The following is an 18,524-nucleotide window of genomic DNA, read 5'->3' as shown; positions in this document are numbered from 1 at the left end:
TAGTGCCGACCAACGGTCGGCACCCACCAAAGCAGGCCGGGCAGTAGAAGCCGCTCGGCAGTAGATCCGCGCCATGCATGGATGCTTTGCCTGGAAGGAATCCTAAAGCTCCAGCACGCGCCGGTAACTCAACGGCCCACGCCCATCGCGCAGGCCCAACCGCAGTTCCAGCCCGGTGGCCGGCAGCACTTCGCCGTCGCTGGGCAACATCGCCCACCCGGCACCCAGTTGCCACGCCCGCACCTCGAAGCGCTGCACATCCTGCGCCACCGCGATCCCCTTCGACGGATCCGGTGCGGGCAGGGGGTAGCGATCCGTCGCAGCGCCACTGGCCCGCCATAGCGTGCTTCCCTGTCGCCACCAGCGAACACGTTGCCAGCGCAACCCGTCGCTGCCCAAGCTGCGGGTGATCTCCAGCGCGAAGCTTCCATCCGGATGCCGTTCGCTCACCAGCGAAGGGGGTAGCAGGCGCTGAGGCTGATCCGCCGGGCGCACCGCGCCATTCATCAGCGCATCGTCTGCGCGCATTTCGATGTCGCGCTGGAACTGCTGCAGCACGCGCAGCGCCGTCGTGGTCTCGGCATCGGCCCGGCGCAGGTGTTGGTCGCTGCTGGCCACGCTGTCGAGCGCCCGCCAGCAGATCAGCGCCAGTACGCCCATGATGGTGATCGCAATCATCACCTCGATGAGGGTGAAACCCCGCGCAGCGCGCGTCACGGCGCCGCCGTCCATGGCAACTGCATCCGCGCCAGCGATTGCCGCGGTGCATCTTCGGCCACCACGCTGAGTTCCAGTTGCGGCTGTCCGTCACTCCCTGTGCCGATATGCTGCAGCACCAGGAAACTGCTGCGCCCCTGCACGCAGCGCTGCCGTGCATCCTGCGGCGGCTGCCCGGCCAGGCGCAGCTCCTGCCAGCGGTCCTGCGCACACATCAGTGCCAGCCGACGGTCGCGCAGGCGCGATTGATCATCGGTCGCCACCGCCACCGAACGCATCACCGCCGCCAGCGCAATCGAAACGAGCGCCAATGCGATCAGCACTTCGATCAGGGTGAACCCGCGCATGTTCCGCTTCACTGCACGACCTGCAACTGTCCGCTGCCATCATCACGAAGACGCAGCTGGCGGCCCTGCAACGACAGCCTCAGCTCCCACGCCACGCCGATCCACTCCGGGCTCAGTTCAATCGGCGTGGTCGGTTGCACCGCGATGCCCGCCGGTTGCCATTGCTGCGGACGCAGAAGGTCATCGCGCTGCACGTCAACCCAGCGGGTGCCTTCGCGGCGGCTGAAGCGGTAGCCGGCGGCGTCGGCCTGCCAGCGCAGGGGGCGGCCATCGATGCGCGCCTCGTCGCGCGCCACCTGCAGGCGCTGCGCCAGCCGTTCAGCTTCCTGCCGCAGCTGGCGCGCGGGGTCGAGCAGGCTGCCCAAGCCAAGGCCGATGCCCGCCGTGCAGATGCCGATGATCACCAGCACCACCATCAGTTCCAGCAGGGTGAAACCACGCGGCACGTGCTGCATCGACGTTGCCTCCTGTCCAGGTCGATGCCTGCCAGCGTAGGCCCGCATGATGAAACAAAAGCGTCAGCGGCAGCTGCTAGCGTGGGCAGACACGAACGTGGCGATGGTGCGGAACATGGATGGCAGGCGCTGGGATCGCAATCGCATGTTGACCCTGCTGGCGGCGACGCTGCTGCTGGCGGTGGTGGCCTATTGGGGCGTGACCCTGTCTGCGGTGGCACCGACGGCGGCGGCCAGCGAAACGCACGCAGAGGCCCCTGCACGCCCCCTGTTCGATGCAGTGGCCAGCCTGCCGCTGGTGCGGTTGCTGTCCCCCGGTGCGGTGCAGACCGAGGTGGTCGTGCTGGGCGTGATGGCCGGCGACCACGCGCCGCTGGCGCTGCTTTCGGTGGATGGACGCCCGGCGGAAGCGTATGCGCCCGGCCAACGACTCGGACCCTGCACGGTGCTGGCCAGCATCAGTGCCAGCGCGGTCGAATTGAACCAGGCCGGGCAATCGCGCAGCCTGCCGGTGCCTGGGCTGCCGCCGGTGCCGAGCGATGGCATCGTGCCCGCGGCACCGTAGTGCCGAGCCTACGCTCGGCTGCGTCTGGAAGAACAGTCGAGCCTGGCTCGACTCTACAGAATCCTGCCGAGCAATAGCTCGACCCTTCAAATCCTGCCGAGCGTGGGCTCGGCCCTGCGGCCGCGCAGGCTCATCGCGCCGGACGCTGCGGTACCACCGAACGACCAAAGGCATCGCCCATGCGCTGTCGCGTGCCTTCGAGGTTGTACTGCATCAGCTGGTTGCCCGGCTGCCGCATCAGCCGCTCGGCCTCCGGCAGTGCCGGTGACTTCGCCGCTTTCGATGCCGGCGCCAACTTGCGCTGCAGGCAGTCCCAAGCCGGAATGCGCTCGCCATTGACCTGTACTTCGATGCAGGGCGCGGCGTCTTCCTGCTTCTTCGCCTCGTCGGCGCGCACCGGGGCCAACACCAGCAGCAAGGCAAGGGCGAGGGCAGCGCGCAGTTCCACCATCAGTGATTCACGCATCTCGAATCTTACGCAGCAATCGACGTTCTGCAATGAAGACGTGTGGAGAAGGCAGGGTCCGCCTGCGTGCGTTGCGGTGCCGTCAAAAGATGACAGTGCTGTCACAAAACTGTTGGCGGTTTTGACGCGACGTACACGTCCTGTTGGTAGACCCACGCGCCGCTCCATGGCCCTTTCCTTCGATACGACGCGATGCCTTCGATGACTCCTGTTCCGTGCCGAGCCGTCCGCCTCCCGCTGCGCCTGCATCCGCTGGTGCTGGCCCTGGCGGCGCTGCCGCTGCCGCTGTTCGCGCAGGAGGCGGCGCCCGCGCCCAGCGTGAACATCAATGAGTACATCGTGCGCGGCAACACCGTGCTCGATCCGCGCCAGATCGAACGCGCGGTCGAGCCCTTCCTCGGACCGGGAAAGACCCTGGCCGATGTCGAGAAGGCACGCGATGCCGTCCATGCGCTGTACCAGCAGGCGGGCTACCAGTCGGTCTACGTGGAGCTGCCCGAGCAGCAGGTCAGCGGTGGCGTGGTGCTGCTGAAGGTACAGCAGACACCGATTGGCCAGCTGCGGGTCGTGGGGACGAAGCACGAATCGCCCGAACGCATCCGCGAACGCGTACCGGCACTTGCCGAGGGCAAGGTGCCGGACTTCGACCAGGCGCAGAAGGAACTGACCGCACTGAATGAGGGCGGGCGTCGCCAGGTGATGCCGCTGGTGCGCGAAGGCCAGGTGCCGGGCACGATGGATGTGGACCTGCAGGTCGAAGAGAAGTCGCCGTGGCGTGCCAGCGCGTCAATCAACAACGACCACAGCGCCGACACCGAGAAGCTGCGCCTGAGTGCGTCGCTGGCCTACGACAACCTGTGGAAGCGGGGGCACAGCGCCAACATCGGCGTGTACCTGGCGCCGGAAGATACAAAGCAGGCCAAGGTGTTCTCGGCCTCGTACACGATGCCGTTCGAAGGCACGCCGTGGAGCCTGGAAGCCTCCGGCTACAAGTCCGACAGCCGCGTGCTGAACGCGGGCGGACAGGTCGGTACCGGCACCGGAACCAATGTGATCGGCAACGGCCATTCGATCGGTCTCAAGCTCAACTATCGACTGGCCGGCAGCAGCCAGTGGTGGCGCCAGCTCAGCCTCGGCGTGGACTTCAAGGACACCGAGGAAGACACGCAGATGGGCAAGGAGAGCCTGAAGACGCCGTTGAAGTACGCGCCGATCACCCTGGGGTTTGTCGGTGTGCGCCAGGGCGAGCAGGATCAGTTGAGTATCAATACGCAGCTGGTGGCCGGTACCCGTCGGCTGTTCGGCTATGGCAGTGATGCCATCGGGTTCGGGCAGAAGCGCTACTGGGCAGACCCCAGTTTTGTCGCGTTCAAGGCGGACGTCGCCAACACCCACACGTTCAGCAGCGACTGGCAGTGGTATGCACGCGGCTCGTTGCAGGTGACCGATGCGCCGCTGGTGTCGGCCGAGCAGTTCGCCGCCGGTGGCATGTACACCGTGCGCGGCTATCTGTCGGCCGAGGCGATCGGCGATTACGGCGGCCTGGCCAGCCTGGAATGGCGCACCCCGGCATGGTCGCCGTGGAGCGGCACGGATCTGCGCGTCTACAGCTTTGCCGACGCGGCCTACCTGCGCCTGCGCCAGCCGCTGCCCGAACAGCGTGACAAGTACAACCTGGCCTCGGTCGGCCTGGGCGCGCAGCTGCGCCTGGGTGAACACCTGCAACTGCGCCTGGACTACGCCTGGCCCTACGCCGATGGCCCGGTCACGCGCAAGGACGACCCACGCCTGCATTTCAACATCAGCACCAGTTACTGACCCTTCCCTTGAACATGCGTTCTCCGGAGACCCTTCGCATGGACCGTTTGCTTTCCCGAGTGTTGTTGCTGCTGGCCGCGCTGGTTGCGCTGCCGGCCGCTGCGGCCGATGCCAATTGGTGGCAGGCCGAATGGAAGTACCGCAAGCCGATCACCATCGACGCCGGCCCGCAGGGCGCGGGCCTGGCCGGTGACCCGGGTCGCACCCCGCTGCTGCTGCGCCTGCATACCGGCAACTTCGGCTTCGACGGCACCCAGGATGCGGGTAACGACCTGCGCTTTGTCTCGGGTGATGGCCGCACCGTGCTGGCCCACCAGATCGAACAGTTCGATCCCAAGCTGGGCCTGGCGCTGGTCTGGGTGGACGTGCCGGCGGTCAGCGCTGCGGCGCCGCAGACGATCTGGATGTACTACGGCAATGAAAAGGCCCCCGCCAGCGGCAACGGCCAGCAGGTGTTCGATCCGGACTATACGCTGGTCTACCACTTCGCCGAGGCCAATGCGCCGGCACGCGACACCACCGCTTATGGCAACAATGCCGGTGCGGTGGTGCCGCCGTCGGAAGGCGCGGTGATCGGCCGCGGCGTGCAGCTGGGCGCCGGCCCGCTGCCGCTGCCGGCCAGCGCGTCGCTGGCGCAGGAAGCGGGCGCGCCGCTCACCGTTTCGGCCTGGATCAAGCCGGGCAGCAATAATGCGGCTCAAGCAATCTACGCCCGCCGTGATGGTGCTTCCGAACTGGTGCTGGGCATCGAGAACCGCGTGCCGTTCGTGCAGCTCAATGGCCAGCGCAGCACGCCGGCGCAGCCGGTTCCGGAAGGGCAGTGGGCGCATGTGGCGCTGACCGCAGAGAAGGGCGCACTGCAGTTGTACCTCAATGGCCGCGTGGTCGCCCAGCTGAGCGGCGAGCTGCCGGCGCTGACCACCGCGCCGGTGGTGGGCGCCGATGCGCCGGGCGCGGTGCAGCCGCTGGCCAGCTTCGAAGGCGCGCTGGATGAGCTGCGTATCTCGCGCGTGGCACGTCCGGCCGCGCTGCTGCTGGCCGATGCCACCGCGCAGGGCGCCGACTCGCGCCTGATCAGCTACGGCGCCGACGAGCAGTCCGCCGGGCAGAGCCACTTCGCCTTCATCCTCAAGGCGATGCCGTTCGACGCCTGGGTGGTGGTCGCCATCCTCGGCCTGATGATGCTGCTGTCGTGGGCGATCATGATCGCCAAGGGGCGGCACTTCGGCCGTACCAGCAAGGCCAACGCGGTGTTCACCGAGAGCTTCGGCAAGCTGTCGGGTGTGCCGCTGCGCACCCTGTCCGACATGGACCGCCAGGGCAAGGCACCCACCGCGATGCACGACGGTTCGCTGTGGCGCATCTACCAGGTGGCCATCGATGAATTGCAGCAGCGCCACCAGCGCGACGGCAATAGTGGTTATCTCAGTGGTGCCACCATTGCGGCGATCCGCGCCTCGATGGATGCGGTGATGGTGCGCGAGCAGGAAGCGATGGCGCGGCGCATGAACTGGCTGTCGACCACCATCGAAGGTGCGCCGTACGTGGGCCTGTTCGGTACCGTGATCGGCATCATGCTGGTGTTCGTGGTCGCGGCGATGGCCGGCGCGGTGGACATCAATTCGGTGGCACCGGGCATGGCCGCGGCGCTGCTGTGTACCGCAGCCGGCCTTGGTGTCGCGATTCCGGCGCTGTTCGGCTACAACTACCTGGGCGCGCGCGCCGAGGCGATCGGCGCGGACATGGCGGTATTCATCGACGAGTTCGCCGCACGCCTGGCCGAAGAGCAGGACGGGCGCGGCCCGGCCACGGTCCAGGGCTGAGGGGCGCGTCATGGGCCAGAAGGCGAAGTTCGGCATCAAGAAGCGCGAGAAGGGCATCAACGTGACGCCCTTCGTCGACGTGCTGCTGGTGGTGCTGGTGATCTTCATCCTGACCAGCAACGCCTCCATCCCCGGCATCGAGGTCAACCTGCCGAAGGCGAGCAACAGCGTCGCGCTGGAGAAGCCGAAGACCAAGGCGATCACCATCGACCCCAGTGGACAGGTGTTCCTGGACGCCTACCCGGTGACGATGGCCGAACTGGAAGACCGGCTGCGCACCGAGCGCGCGACCACGCCGGATTTCCCGGTGATCGTGCGCGGTGATGCGCAGGTGCAGTACGCCCGCGTGGTCGAGGTGCTGGACCTGCTGCGGCGGCTGGAGTTGGCCCAGGTCGGCCTGGTCACCGGCAAGGCGCAGGGCTGAGGCATGACGGCCCATCAACCCCCTCGGCCGGAGCCCGGCATGCGCGGTCGCCAGTTGCTGGTGACCGTCGCGCTGGTGCTGGCCGCGTTGCTGGTGCTCGGCATCGCCGTGTGGTGGATGCTGTTCAAGGACACTGCCAGCACCCGTCGGCCGGTGGTGCAGCCGCCGATGCTGGCGCTGCCGCCGCCCCCTCCGCCGCCACCGCCGCCGCCGGAAAAGCCGCCGGAACCGGAAACGCCGCCAGAAGAGACGATGCCCGAACCGGAGCCGCTGGATCAACCGACGCCGGCCGAAGAGCCGACGCCGACGCCGGACAATGCCGATCCGGTGACGATGAACGCCGATGCGCAGGCCGGCGGTGACAACTTCGGCATCCAGTCCGGTAGTGGCGGCGGTTCGTCCGGCGTTGGCCGTGGTGGCGCCGGCAACGCTACCTACGGCCGCTACCTCGGCTACCTGATGCAGCAGGCGATCTCGCGCGATGACAAGGTCAAGCGCCTGGCGTTCCAGTTGCAGGTGAATGTGTGGCTGGCCAACGATGGCCGCCTGGAAAAGGTCGAGCTGGTGCGCGGCAGTGGCAACGAGGAGGCCGACGCGGCCGTGCTCGATGCGCTGCGACGCATCGGCAAGGTCGACCAGGCACCGCCGCCGTCGCTCGATTTCCCCGCCCGCGTGCTGATCCAGGGCCGCCGGCCCGGGGCCTGATTCCCGACCTCCGTGATTTCCCTTCTTTCGATGAGAACCGTGATGAACGACCACGTCCGCGCACGAACCGACTCCCGCCGCCCGCGGCCGGCCCGACGGGCGCTGCTGTGCTGTGCCGTGCTGCTCAGCCTGGCCGCCCCGGCCGGTGCGATGGCCGCCGAAACGACCATGGTCAAGCTGATCAAGGGCCTGATCGCCAGCGGTGCGCTGAAGCCCGAAGACGGCCAGGCCTTGCTGGTCCAGGCCGAGGCCGAAGCAGCGGCTGCACAGCGCACCGCAGCCACCGCACCCGCCACTGCCAGCGGTGGTGTGGCCCTGGAGGCCGGTGACGTGCGCGTGCCGTACGTGCCGCAGAGCGTGCGCGACGGCATCCGTGACGAGGTGCGCCAGGACGTGATGGCGCAGGCCAGGTCCGAGGGCTGGGCGGCACCGAACGAAGTGGCCGAGTGGACCAAGCGCATCAAGGTCACCGGTGACATGCGCGTGCGCAGCGAGTCGCGCTTCTTCTCCGAACGCAACAGCGACATCGTGAGCAACTGGTCGTCGATCAATTCCGGCAACGGCTTCGACACCAATACCAACACCAACCTGCAGCTGCCACCGCTGCTGAACACCCGCCAGGACCGCCGCAACCTGTGGCGCATCCGCGCGCGCCTGGGCATCGAGGCGACCATCGGCCAGCACACCACGGCCGGCGTGCGCCTGGCCAGCGGCAGCAGCAATGGCCCGGTGTCGACCACCGAGCAGCTGGGTGGCGGCCTGAGCAAGAAGGACGTGTGGCTGGACCAGGCCTGGCTGGCCTACAGCCTGGCGGACTGGGTGACGGTGCGCGGTGGCCGCTTCGGCAATCCGTTCTGGACCAGTGACACGCTGTTCTCCAACGACCTCAACTTCGATGGCCTGGCCGCCAACCTGAAGTACGACTTCAACGGCGGGGATCTCGATCTGTTCGGCAACCTCGCGGTGGTGCCGCTGGAGTACACCTCCGACAGCTCGCCCAGCCAGAGCCGGGTCAAGACCCCGAATGAGAACAAGTGGCTGTCCGGTGCGCAGGTAGGTGTGAACTGGCGCTTCAATGACGAGAATACGTTGCGCGCTGCATTGGGCTACTACGACTTCAAGAACATCAGCGGCCGCCTGTCCTCACCGTGCGCCCTGTACGCGGGTGCGGTGGGCTGTGACACCGACTGGTCGCGCCCGGCGTTCATGCAGAAGGGCAACACCCTGATGCTGATCCGCGACATCGCGCGCAATCCGCTGGACCCGGCCAACACGCCGACCCCGCAGTATGTCGGCCTGGCCTCGGCCTTCCGCCTGGCTACCTTGAACCTGCGTTGGGACACGCAGCTGGCACAGGGCGTCGGTCTGCGCCTGGACGGCGATTACATCCGCAACCTGGCCTACGACAAGCAGGCCATGTTCAGCCGCGCCCAGAACGGCATCGTCAACAACTACGGCGCCGGCGGTACCGCCAGCATCGACACCTTCCGCAGCGGCGACACCGCCTGGATGGTGCAGGCCACCTTCGGAGCCACCGAGCTGAAGGAGAAGGGTCAGTGGCAGGCGCTGCTGGGCTACAAGCACATCGAGGCCGATGCGCTGCCGGACGCCTACAACGATCCGAACTTCCACCTGGGCGGTACCAACGCCCGCGGCTACTACGTGGGTGGTGCCTACGCGCTGGACGCGCGCAGCTGGATCAGCGGCAAGTGGATGGCGGCCAAGGAAGTGTCCGGTGCGCCGCTGTCGATCGACGTATTCCAGCTGGAGTTCAACACCGGCTTCTGAGTGGCGGCGTGATGCGGATCACGTAGTGCGTGGCGGGGGCGCAGCGATGCGCCCGTCTAAGGAAAGGAGACCACGCGTTGTTCAAAAGGAGGAGTGGATGAGCCGTCGCAAGCTGTTCGAGAGTCCCGAACCGTACAGCCAGATGCTGGGTGTTGGGCCGGCCTATGTTTCCGTCGAGGGCCTGCGCCAGCACCTGGCCGAGTTCCTGCTGTATGCAGGCCGGCCGGTGGTGATCATGCGCGGGCGCAGCGAGGTGGGCTATTTCCTGCCGGCGCGCTGCTGGCGCCAGCGTGACGATGATCCGCTGGCCGCCGCTGCCGCCGACCAGCTGCTGGATGCGGCCGGTTTCCAGGCCGAAGACATCCGGCAGGTGGAGCAGGAATTCAACGCGATGCGCCAGCGCACCGTGCTGCATTCACGGCGCTGAGCTTTCGCCTCTACAGTAGATCCACGCCATGTGTGGATGGGGTTACGCTGCAGCCCCACGCTCACTGGTGATGCGCGCACCCTCGCGCATCACCAGGGTCACCGGGGTCTTTTCCACCACCTCCAGCAACCGCTGCCACTGCGCATCGCTCAGCTCGGCGCTGGCATGCAGCACGCGGTGCACATGGAAGCGACCATCCGCGTCACGTTCCGAGCGCAGCTCGGCATGGAACTCGCCCAGTTCCCAGCCCTTGCGCTGCGCGTACATGCGCAGGGTGATGGCGGTGCACGCCGCCAGCGAGGCCAGGTACAGGTCGAACGGTGCGAAGCCCTTGCCCTGACCGCCCAACGAGGCGGGCTCGTCCGCATCCACGGCGAATGTGCCGTTGCTGATGTGGTGCAGGTAGTTGTCGGCGGTTGAAACAATGCGTGCGTAGGCCATCACGTTCTCCATCTGTCTGTGGCGTCGAGCCATGCTCGACTGCTCCAAAAGGCGCCGCCGGCCAGGACCGGCGCCGCCATCCAATCACTCGGTACGATCGTACGAGAACTGGATGCCTGCCGTACCACCGGTTTCAATGAAGAGGTTCATGAAGGCCGGCACCGTTTCCGAACGGGCCCAGTCGCGCTGCAGCTCGCAGAACAGCTGTGGCACGCTGATCAGCTGGCCACCGGCCTGTTCGATGCGGCGCAACGCCGCATCGTGCGCGGCCAGCGAGGTGCCGCCGACGGCGTCGACCACCACATACACCTCATAGCCTTCCTTCAACGCATCCAGGGCCGGGAAAGTCAGGCACGCCTCGGTCCACAGCGCGGTCATGATCAGCTTGCGGCGGCCGGTGGCTTCCACCGCCTTGCGGAACTCGACGTCCTCCCAGGAGTTGATGGTGGTGCGGTCGTAGGTGGGGTAGTCACCCAGTACCTTGCGCAGCTGCGGAATTGGCGGCTTGTTCAGGCCGGTCTTGACGTTCACCGTCGAATGCACGATCGGCAAACCATAGGCGACGGCGGCTTTGGCGGTGCCGACGATGTTGTTGACCAGCAGCTGGCGGTCCATCGAGGCGATGGAGTTCACCTGCACCGGCTGGTAGTCGATGATGATGAAGGCGGAATTCTGCGGGGTCAGCAGATGATCGCTGGCCGGGTCGCGGATCGGTTCACTGGACATGGTGGGTCTCCATTGCAGGAGCGGCGCGAGGCCGCGGGGGAATGCCCGGGGGCGGGCAGGGGCAGGATGGCAGGGCAGGGGACGCGGCTATTCGGCGTCCAGGGCGCCGCTGTCGTGCACGATGCGGCCGCCGACCAGGGTGAGCAGCGAGCGCAGCGAGTGGATGCGACGGGCCGGCATGGTCAGGTAGGGTTGGTCGAGCACAGCCAGATCAGCCAGCTTTCCCGCGGTGAGAGAGCCGCGCTCGTCTTCGGCAAACGACAGCCAGGCCGCATTGCGGGTGAACAGGCGCAGTGCCGCATCGCGGGTGATGAGGTTGTCCTCGCTGCGGCGCACGCCTGCCAGTGGCTGGCCGTCAACGTGGTACTGGATGGCCTGCCAGACGCCTGCCACGCCGATGCGGGTGGAGTCGGTGCCACCCGCCACCGGAATGCCTAGCGCCATCGCGGCCCGCACCGGGGCGCTGGACGCCGCAACCTGTGCCGTGTTGGCGGCATGGATCGCGGTGGTTTCGAAGTACGGTCCCATCTGTACGCTGTAGGCCAGCCCGAGCCGGGCCATGCGCTGCAACGTCCGCTGTGACCCGGTGTTCAGGTGCGCGATCGCCCAGCGCAGCGGCCGCAGGTCATGATCGCGCGCCACCACCTCGAAAGCGTCCAGGATGGCATCGGCGGCATCATCGGTGTATGCGTGGATCTCCAGCGGGATGCGCCGCTCCGCGGCCAGCCGGGCGACCTCGATCAGCTCCTGCCGGGCCTCGGCCGGCGGATCGAAGCCAGGCCCCATCAGGACGCCGTCGTTCATGGCGGTGACCAGGTTCTCACCCAGGCCGAGAAAGGCGATGTCGCCATCGTCGTGCCGGTTCGGGCGGAACGCCATCACGTTGCGGAACCACTCGGCTTCATCACCGTGGGTGCCGGCCGGAATGCGGTAGCCGGCGCGCAGCGTCAGCCCGCCCTGGTCGCGTAGCTTGAACAATGTTTCGTAGGACGATGGTGGGCCGGCGGAGGGATCGATGAAACCGGTCACGCCCTGCGCGTTGAGGGCAGCGAAGAAGGTCCGCAGGCTCTTTTCGTGATCGGCGCTGGCACTGATCTGCGCGAACAGTGCATTGAATGGACCGATGCCACCGGACAGGCGGCCGGTGGCCTGTCCGTCATTGTCGCGCTCGACGATGATGCCCGGGGGCAGGCGGGGCTGCTCGCCCTGCAGATCCAGCGCTGCGATGCCGGCACGGTTGAGCAGGGCGAAGTCGTACAGATGCTGCACGTAGACCGGCCTGTCTGGCAGGGCGGCATCGAGCTCGGCGCGGGTCGGGGCCCGGCCCTCCGCGAACTGTTCGGGATGCCACGCACCGACCACGGCGGCCCATTGCCCGTCAGGCTTGCGCTGGGCATCGCGCTGCAGCCGCTGCAGCGCCTCGGACAGCGTGGGAGCGTCGAACCAGTAGGTTTCGAAGGTGAACGTCTGGCCGCCACGGACTGCGTGGATGTGCGTGTCGATCAGGCCCGGAACGACGGTGCGCCGTTGCAGGTCGATGACCCGGGTGCTGGGGCCGATATGACGTTGCATGGCGCGGTCACTGCCGACCGCCAGGATTCGCTCGCCGCGGATGGCAAGCGCGCTGGCACGTGGCGTATTGCTGTCCTGGGTCAACAGCAGGCCATTGCGCAGCACCAGGTCGGCCGGCTCGGCCGCTGCCGCCACGGTTGGCAGCACAAGCGTGAAGAGGAGGAGCAGTACGCGCATGGAAGTGTCTCGCTCTGGGGGGAGGGGGCAATCGCCGCGGGGCGCTGGGGTGGCTGGGGCATCCAGTGCTTCCCCGGTGATGTGGACCCGCCATCGGCGGGTTGTTGGGGCGTCGCGGCCTCAGTAGCGCCAGAGCGCCTCAAGGCCGATGAAATGGACGGTGTCGGCGCGGCCGGTGTCCCGGATGAAGCGCCCCGGCCTGAAGATCGAATAGGCCGCTTCGACGCTGAGCTGGCGGGAGATCTCGCGCCCCAGTACCAGATCCGCCTGCGTGCCGATGTACCGGGCGCGGCTGTTGCCCGCCGGCCGCAGCAGGTTTCCGGCAGCGCCATACACGCCGTCGCGCACGCTCTGCCGCCAGTAGAAGACGGCTGCACTGGCCAATGACCAGCCACCACCCAGATCCAGTTCCAGCGAGGGGTGCAGGTTGATCAGGTTGCTCGGGCCGACCTGGCCGCTTTCGCCGAAGTACTTGCCCTTCGGGAACATCACGTTGAAGGTCTGCAACGCGCGATCGTCGGGGTCACGGTCGCCGCTGATGATGTTGGCCTTCAGGCCGAGCCGTGGCGACAGCGGCCACGCATCGAAGCGATGGCGCACATCGCTGGCGACCGACCACGCACGTACCGGCGCGCCGGCGAAACTGCCGTACTGGAAGAATCCCTCCAGGTCCCAGCTCCATCCGTTGCGACGACCCGACCAACGGCTGCCAAGCGTATTGCGGGTTTCGGCACCTTCTCCCTGATCGTAGCGGGCGCGATCGCTGGACAGGCCCAGGTAGTAGAGATCCAGGCCGGTATCGCGGTGGTTTCCGGGGTCCTGGAAGGTGGTGTACACGCCCCACACGCGCCGCTGCGGATCACCACGGTCATTGAAGGAACCCATGGCATTGCGTACCGGGCGCAGCAGGAAGGCTTCGGTACGGGAGTGCGACGTCCGCCACGCGAGCAGGCCACCGTCGAATGCGCGCAGGACATTGGGTCCATAGCGCACCGAAACCAGGCGCTCGCTGCCGTAGGCCAGTACCTGCCGGCCCACGCGCAAGGTCGCACCTGCGTCGCGCGAGGTCAGCGAAAGATCGACGAAGCCCTGCAGGACCTCGGCGCCGGTATCGTCCACCGGGCCGATGGTGCTGTCGTCGCGACGGGCATGGTTCAGGTTGAGCTGGGTGAAGACCCTGGCATGCTCGTTGAGCTTCAGATCGGCATACGGCAGCGCACGATAGAGCGCACTGCCGTCGCGCTTGACAGGTGCGTGCCCGAACTCATTACTGGTGTAGTGCTCGTAGCGCGCACGCAACTCGGCGCCGACGGTCAGGCTGCCGGATGCACCGAACGGCATCCATTTTCCCTTCTCCCACCAGGCGCCGGAACGGAAGGCCGGATCCTGCAGGTAGCGGTAGTCTTCGCTGTAGCGCCACGGATCGATGGCGGGTGGTGACGGCACGATCTCTTCCGCGCCGGCTGCAGCGGCTAACAGGGCGGCAAGCGCGCCCATCGAACGCGCCGCGATGCCCGCTGCAGGGGAAACTGGCCAACGCATGATCGCCTCCGGTGCAGGATGGAAGAAGGAAAGACACAGCAGGGCGGCGGCACTGTGGCGCACCGCCCCGCATGGCGTCAGCTGCGCTGCGAATCCAGCTGTTCGTGGTTCTTCTGCACGTCCTGCGCCTTCAGGTAGCTTTCGATCAGCAGCTGGTAGTTCGGGAAGATCTTCGTGTAGACCTCGGCCCACTGCTGGGCATCGTCGCGGTTCCAGGTGCGCTGGATCTCCGAGGCCACCGCGGCGGTGTCCATCGGCACCACGCCTGCCTGCACCACGCGGGCCAGGGTGATCTCCTCGGCCATCTTCGAGTAGGTGCCGGACGCGTCGATGACTGCGAACACCTGGTAGCCATCGGCAACGGCGGCGATCGACGGGAAGGCCATGCACACGCTGGTGATGGTGCCGGCAATGATCAGCTGCTTGCGGCCGGTGGCCTTCACTGCGGCAACGAATTCCGGGTTGTCCCAGGCGTTGATCTCACCCTTGCGTGCCACGTACTGGGCATGCGGGGCGGCGTCGTGGATCTCCGGGATCAGCGGGCCGTTCGGGCCCTGCGGAACAGAGGCGGTGGTGATCACTGGCATCTTTGCCAGCGTGGCCATCTTCGCCAGCGCGGTGGCGTGGGCGCGCACGCTGGTGAACGGCATGTCACCGATGGTCTGGAACAGGCCGCTCTGATGGTCGATCAGCAGCATCGCGGCGTTGTCCGGATCGATCGCCGGGCGGGCACCGTTGAAGTTGGCGGGGGTACTCATGGTCAGTCTCCTGGAGAAGGTGGGCGATGGCCCGGAAGGTGCGGCGGGCCAATGCCCGCCGCATTGAAACGATCAGTGCGCGATCTGGCCGAAGCGGCCGCTGTTGAAGTCCTTGACCGCCTGCGCGATCTCGGCCTGACTGTTCATCACGAACGGGCCATAGCCCACCACCGGCTCGTCGATCGGTTCACCGCTGAGCAGCAGCACGGTGGCGTCGCTGTCGGCGTCGACGAACACGTCCTCGCCGCTGCGGTCGAAGGTGACCAGCTGTGCCTCGCCGACCGGCTGGCCGCCGTTGATCCGCACCGTGCCCTTCAGCACCACCAGCGCCAGCGTGCGGCCATCGGCCACCGGCAGTTCGGCGTGGTGGCCCTGCCGCAGGCGGATGTCCCAGACATCCATCGGCGTGTGGGTGCGGGCCGGGCCGGCATGACCGTCGAAGCGGCCGGCGATGACACGCACCCGGCCGGCGCCTTCAGGCAGTTCAACCGAGGGGATCTGTGCGTCGAGCAGGGTCTGGTAGCCCGGTGCACCCATCTTGTCCTGCGCCGGCAGGTTCACCCACAGCTGGACCATGTCCAACGTGCCGCCGCGCTTGCTGAACTCCGGTGTGTGAAACTCCTCGTGGAGGATGCCGGAGGCCGCGGTCATCCACTGCACGTCACCCGGGCCGATGGTGCCGCCGGCGCCGGTTGAATCGCGGTGGGCGACCTCGCCCTCATAGACGATGGTGACGGTCTCGAAACCGCGATGCGGATGCTGGCCGACCCCGCGCGGGGTATCGCTGGGGGCGAAGGTATAAGGGCCGGCGTAGTCCAGCAGCAGGAACGGGCTCAGGTGCTGGCCGTGGGTGTTGTAGGAAAACATCGAGCGGGCGGGGAATCCGTCGCCCACCCAGTGCGGGCGCGGGGCGCTGTAGGTACCGGTGACACGCTTCATGGCGATCTCCTGGCCGGGGCTGCCGGCCGCTGTTCTTCGTTGCAGGAGACGATATCGCCGCGACAATTGGGCCGGTAGACGCCAATATTTGCCGTCATAGTCCTATCTGGTGAACAATTGGTGCGCGCCTTGCGCCACAGGAGATCGCCCCGTGTTCATCGCTGATATCCGCCGTTGCGACCTCAACGACCTGTTCTACTTCGCCATGGTGGTCGAGCACGGCGGCTTCTCGCAGGCCGGCCGGGCGCTGGCCATGCCGAAGTCGAAATTGAGCCGGCGCATCGCGCTGCTGGAGGAACGGTTGGGCGTGCGCCTGATCCAGCGCTCGACCCGGCGTTTCTCGGTCACCGAGGTCGGCCAGGACTACTACCGCCACTGCAAGGCGATGCTGGTCGAAGCCGAAGCAGCCGAAGAAGCGATTGCGATGTCGCGCGCCGAGCCGCGCGGCACGATCCGCCTGGCGTGCCCGATCGCGATCCTGCACGCGCGCATCGGCCCGATGCTGGCCGACTTCCTGGCCCAGCACCCGCAGGTGACGGTGCAGCTGGACGCCACCAACCGGCGCGTCGACGTGGTGGGCGAGGGTGTGGACGTGGCGATTCGGGTGCGGCCGCCGCCACTGGAGGACAGCGACCTGGTGGTACGCGTGCTGGCGCGTCGCGTCTGGTGTACCAGTGCCAGTCCGGCGCTGCTGCAGCGGCTGGGCACGCCGCAGGTGCCGGCCGACCTGGCGATGATGCCGACCGTCGATCTGGCATCGCCCAGCCAGCAGCATGTATGGGAATACACCGGGCCGGACGACGTGCTGGCCAGCGTGCACCATCGACCGCGGCTGGTCAGCGATGACATGATCGCGTTGCGCACCGCTGCGGTGGCCGGGGTGGGGTTGTTGATGCTGCCGCGGATGATGATCAGTGACGAACTGGCCAGTGGCGCGCTGGTGACGGTGCTGCCGGAGTGGGTGCCCAAGCATGGCATCGTGCACGCGGTGTTTCCGTCGCGACGCGGCCTGTTGCCGGCGGTGCGTGCACTGATCGATTACCTCGCCGAACGCTTCGAGGCGCTGGAGGAACCCTAACTCTTCCATCCACGCATGGCGTGGATCTACTGGACCTGCGCCTTGGTAGATCCACGCCATGCGTGGATGAGGCTCTCGGCCGCGGCTTGCCGCCTGCGGCCGTGCAGCCCACAATCCACGTCCGGACCGTCGCCATCACGCCCATCATTCCCCGGTCCGGCCTTGGCACCTATGTCTCCCAATGCCCTGGCGCTGGTCGAGCTGCTGATCCGCGAGCGCCGTGCGTTGTCTCGCTTCATCGCGCGCTATCTCGACCCGGCCAGTACCGAGGACACCCTGCAGAACCTGTACCTGAAGGCCAGCAGCGTGCCCGGCGATCCGCCCATCCTGGAGCCGCGCGGCTATCTGTACCGGATGGCCTACCATCACGCGCTCAACCGCAGCCAGTCCGACGCCCGCGAGCGGCGTGCGATGGCCGAGTACGCCCTCGACATGGCCGAGGCGAGTCGCGATGGCGAGGCGCAGGCGCTGGACCAGGCGCAGCTGCGCGAGATCACCCAGACCATCCTCGCGCTGCCGGCCCAGGTGCGTGAGTGCTTCGTGCTCAACCGCTACCTGGGCCTGAGCGAGCGCGAGATCGCCGCCCGGCTGGGTATTTCCAAGAGCCTGGTCGGCAAGCATGTGCTGCGCGCGGCGCTGTTGATCCAGCAGCATCAGCAGGGAGTGCATTGATGAGCTGCGATTGCCGTGGGCAGATCGCGCCCGCCGTTGTCACAACAGGAAGGCGCACCCGTTCGGGGTGCGGCAGGCCACAACCATGAACACGTCCGAACCCTCGCCGCGTCAGGCCAGGCAGGCGTTGCGCTGGGTGATCCGGTGCAGTGCAGGCCCGCTGCCGGAACGCCAACAACGAACCCTGCAGCGCTGGCTGCAGGCCGATCCCCGCCATGCGCTGGCATGGCGCCAGCAGCAGGCCTTCTGGCAGGGGCTGGATGCCGCTGGGCCGGAGGTGCTGGCCGCACTGCCCGGGCTGACGGCTGATCGCCAAGGGCTGCGTCCGATCGCACCGCGCCGCCGCCTGCCGTGGCTGTTGGCCAGTGCCGCCTCCGTGGTACTGGTGGTCGCGGCCGCACCGCAGGCGTTGCTGCTGGCACGCAGTGACCTGCACAGCAGCGATGCACCGCGCGTGGTGCAGCTGGAGGACGGCAGCACCGCCGTACTCGATGCGGGCACCGCATTGGCGGTTGAGTTCGATGGCCAGCGGCGGCGCCTGCACCTGCTGCGCGGCCAGGCCTGGTTCCAGGTGGTGCATGAACAGCGACCGTTCCAGGTCGAGGCCGGCGGTGGCCAGATCCGTGACATCGGCACCGCCTTCAGCGTGTCGATGCAGGACACCACGGTCGTGACTCAGGTCAGCGAGGGCGTGGTCGATGTGCGCCCCGGCGATGGCAGCGTGCAGCGCCTGCATGCCGGGCAGGCACGGGTGTTCCGTGACGGTCGCTGGCTGCGGCCGGTGCAACTGGAAGATCTCGAGACGATGGCGCCGTGGCGGCGTGGCGAGGTAGTGATCGACGATCAGCCGGCCGCGCAGGCCATCGCTGATCTCGCGCGCTACCGCCGTGCACCGGTCTGGGTACTGGGCGGGCAGGGCGCGGACGTACGGGTCAGTGGTCTGTTCCATCTGCAGCAACCGGAGGCCGCCATCGATGCGGTGGCCGCGCAGGCAGGGCTGCGTGTGCAGCGCTTGCCCGGCGGCGCGCTGGTGGTGTGGTGAGGCTCGCGCAACTGCCCGGATGAACCGGTCGCATGAAAAAAA

Annotated in this window: 20 protein-coding genes; 10 read left to right on the top strand and 10 right to left on the bottom strand. The window is 67.4% G+C overall.

The genetic code is table 11. The annotated features are described in order from the left end of the window. Positions 1–102: 102 nt before the first annotated feature. Genes AC5P60_RS05600 through gspH form a run of 3 tightly spaced genes read right to left on the bottom strand, consistent with a single transcriptional unit; the run spans position 103 to position 1,519 of the window. Positions 103–717, bottom strand: a complete 615-nt coding sequence (locus tag AC5P60_RS05600) for a prepilin-type N-terminal cleavage/methylation domain-containing protein (RefSeq protein WP_341353724.1) — start codon at positions 715–717, stop codon at positions 103–105. Further along, positions 714–1,064, bottom strand: a complete 351-nt coding sequence (gene gspI / locus AC5P60_RS05595) for a type II secretion system minor pseudopilin GspI (RefSeq protein ID WP_242898737.1) — start codon at positions 1,062–1,064, stop codon at positions 714–716. The genes AC5P60_RS05600 and gspI overlap by 4 nt, the downstream gene beginning before the upstream one ends. Positions 1,065–1,072: 8 nt before the next feature. Further along, positions 1,073–1,519: a type II secretion system minor pseudopilin GspH gene (gspH, locus tag AC5P60_RS05590; RefSeq protein WP_024956497.1), complete on the bottom strand. Its 447-nt coding sequence runs from the start codon at positions 1,517–1,519 to the stop codon at positions 1,073–1,075. Positions 1,520–1,622: 103 nt separating this feature from the next. Here gspH and AC5P60_RS05585 point away from each other — a divergent pair, with 103 nt between their 5' ends. After that, positions 1,623–2,084, top strand: coding sequence for a general secretion pathway protein (locus AC5P60_RS05585; protein WP_176425426.1), 462 nt, complete (start codon positions 1,623–1,625; stop codon positions 2,082–2,084). 130 nt (positions 2,085–2,214) lie between these two features. Here the strand turns inward: AC5P60_RS05585 and AC5P60_RS05580 are convergent, their stop codons facing one another. Beyond that, positions 2,215–2,550: a hypothetical protein gene (locus tag AC5P60_RS05580; RefSeq protein WP_049396083.1), complete on the bottom strand. Its 336-nt coding sequence runs from the start codon at positions 2,548–2,550 to the stop codon at positions 2,215–2,217. Positions 2,551–2,751: 201 nt separating this feature from the next. Here AC5P60_RS05580 and AC5P60_RS05575 point away from each other — a divergent pair, with 201 nt between their 5' ends. The 6 genes from AC5P60_RS05575 to AC5P60_RS05550 all read left to right on the top strand — a co-directional run bounded on the left by AC5P60_RS05575 (position 2,752) and on the right by AC5P60_RS05550 (position 9,535). Continuing rightward, the gene (locus tag AC5P60_RS05575; RefSeq protein ID WP_049450908.1) at positions 2,752–4,368 is read left to right on the top strand and encodes a ShlB/FhaC/HecB family hemolysin secretion/activation protein; all 1,617 of its coding nucleotides are present in this window, start codon (positions 2,752–2,754) and stop codon (positions 4,366–4,368) included. A 38-nt stretch (positions 4,369–4,406) separates the two neighbouring features. Further along, entirely contained in the window at positions 4,407–6,191 is a 1,785-nt protein-coding gene (locus AC5P60_RS05570; protein ID WP_483693206.1) for a DUF2341 domain-containing protein, read from the top strand. A 10-nt stretch (positions 6,192–6,201) separates the two neighbouring features. Beyond that, positions 6,202–6,615: an ExbD/TolR family protein gene (locus AC5P60_RS05565; protein ID WP_005409874.1), complete on the top strand. Its 414-nt coding sequence runs from the start codon at positions 6,202–6,204 to the stop codon at positions 6,613–6,615. Positions 6,616–6,654: 39 nt separating this feature from the next. After that, positions 6,655–7,320: a cell envelope integrity protein TolA gene (gene tolA / locus AC5P60_RS05560; protein WP_049450905.1), complete on the top strand. Its 666-nt coding sequence runs from the start codon at positions 6,655–6,657 to the stop codon at positions 7,318–7,320. 42 nt (positions 7,321–7,362) lie between these two features. After that, the gene (locus tag AC5P60_RS05555) at positions 7,363–9,108 is read left to right on the top strand and encodes a putative porin (RefSeq protein ID WP_099604691.1); all 1,746 of its coding nucleotides are present in this window, start codon (positions 7,363–7,365) and stop codon (positions 9,106–9,108) included. A 97-nt stretch (positions 9,109–9,205) separates the two neighbouring features. Beyond that, positions 9,206–9,535 (top strand): hypothetical protein, encoded by a 330-nt coding sequence (locus AC5P60_RS05550; protein WP_495201703.1) that lies wholly within the window; start codon positions 9,206–9,208, stop codon positions 9,533–9,535. 42 nt (positions 9,536–9,577) lie between these two features. Here AC5P60_RS05550 and AC5P60_RS05545 read toward each other — a convergent pair whose 3' ends face one another. The 6 genes from AC5P60_RS05545 to AC5P60_RS05520 all read right to left on the bottom strand — a co-directional run bounded on the left by AC5P60_RS05545 (position 9,578) and on the right by AC5P60_RS05520 (position 15,690). Beyond that, the gene (locus AC5P60_RS05545; RefSeq protein WP_005413631.1) at positions 9,578–9,976 is read right to left on the bottom strand and encodes an OsmC family protein; all 399 of its coding nucleotides are present in this window, start codon (positions 9,974–9,976) and stop codon (positions 9,578–9,580) included. An 84-nt stretch (positions 9,977–10,060) separates the two neighbouring features. Further along, positions 10,061–10,702: a hydrolase gene (locus AC5P60_RS05540; RefSeq protein ID WP_005409869.1), complete on the bottom strand. Its 642-nt coding sequence runs from the start codon at positions 10,700–10,702 to the stop codon at positions 10,061–10,063. An 87-nt stretch (positions 10,703–10,789) separates the two neighbouring features. After that, a complete protein-coding gene (locus AC5P60_RS05535) occupies positions 10,790–12,451 on the bottom strand; it encodes an amidohydrolase (RefSeq protein ID WP_108269783.1) in 1,662 nt (553 codons plus the stop codon). A 120-nt stretch (positions 12,452–12,571) separates the two neighbouring features. Further along, positions 12,572–13,993, bottom strand: coding sequence for an alginate export family protein (locus AC5P60_RS05530; protein ID WP_483693205.1), 1,422 nt, complete (start codon positions 13,991–13,993; stop codon positions 12,572–12,574). Between the two features lie 77 nt (positions 13,994–14,070). Next, positions 14,071–14,751, bottom strand: coding sequence for a hydrolase (locus tag AC5P60_RS05525; RefSeq protein ID WP_483693204.1), 681 nt, complete (start codon positions 14,749–14,751; stop codon positions 14,071–14,073). A 72-nt stretch (positions 14,752–14,823) separates the two neighbouring features. After that, complete coding sequence (locus tag AC5P60_RS05520) at positions 14,824–15,690, bottom strand: pirin family protein (RefSeq protein WP_049450894.1); 867 nt, start codon at positions 15,688–15,690, stop codon at positions 14,824–14,826. Positions 15,691–15,841: 151 nt separating this feature from the next. Between AC5P60_RS05520 and AC5P60_RS05515 the strand changes: the two genes are divergently transcribed. The 3 genes from AC5P60_RS05515 (at position 15,842) to AC5P60_RS05505 (ending at position 18,482) form a co-directional block, all read left to right on the top strand. Continuing rightward, positions 15,842–16,768, top strand: a complete 927-nt coding sequence (locus tag AC5P60_RS05515; RefSeq protein WP_049450893.1) for a LysR family transcriptional regulator — start codon at positions 15,842–15,844, stop codon at positions 16,766–16,768. A 171-nt stretch (positions 16,769–16,939) separates the two neighbouring features. Then, positions 16,940–17,440 carry an RNA polymerase sigma factor gene (locus tag AC5P60_RS05510; RefSeq protein ID WP_049450892.1) on the top strand — a complete coding sequence of 167 codons (501 nt, stop codon included), beginning with the start codon at positions 16,940–16,942 and terminating at the stop codon, positions 17,438–17,440. An 85-nt stretch (positions 17,441–17,525) separates the two neighbouring features. Beyond that, a complete protein-coding gene (locus tag AC5P60_RS05505; protein WP_049450891.1) occupies positions 17,526–18,482 on the top strand; it encodes a FecR family protein in 957 nt (318 codons plus the stop codon). Positions 18,483–18,524 lie beyond the last annotated feature (42 nt).

This window comes from Stenotrophomonas sp. YJH_SMC_120, from assembly GCF_059368675.1.
This window is presented reverse-complemented; position numbering and strand designations above follow the sequence as displayed.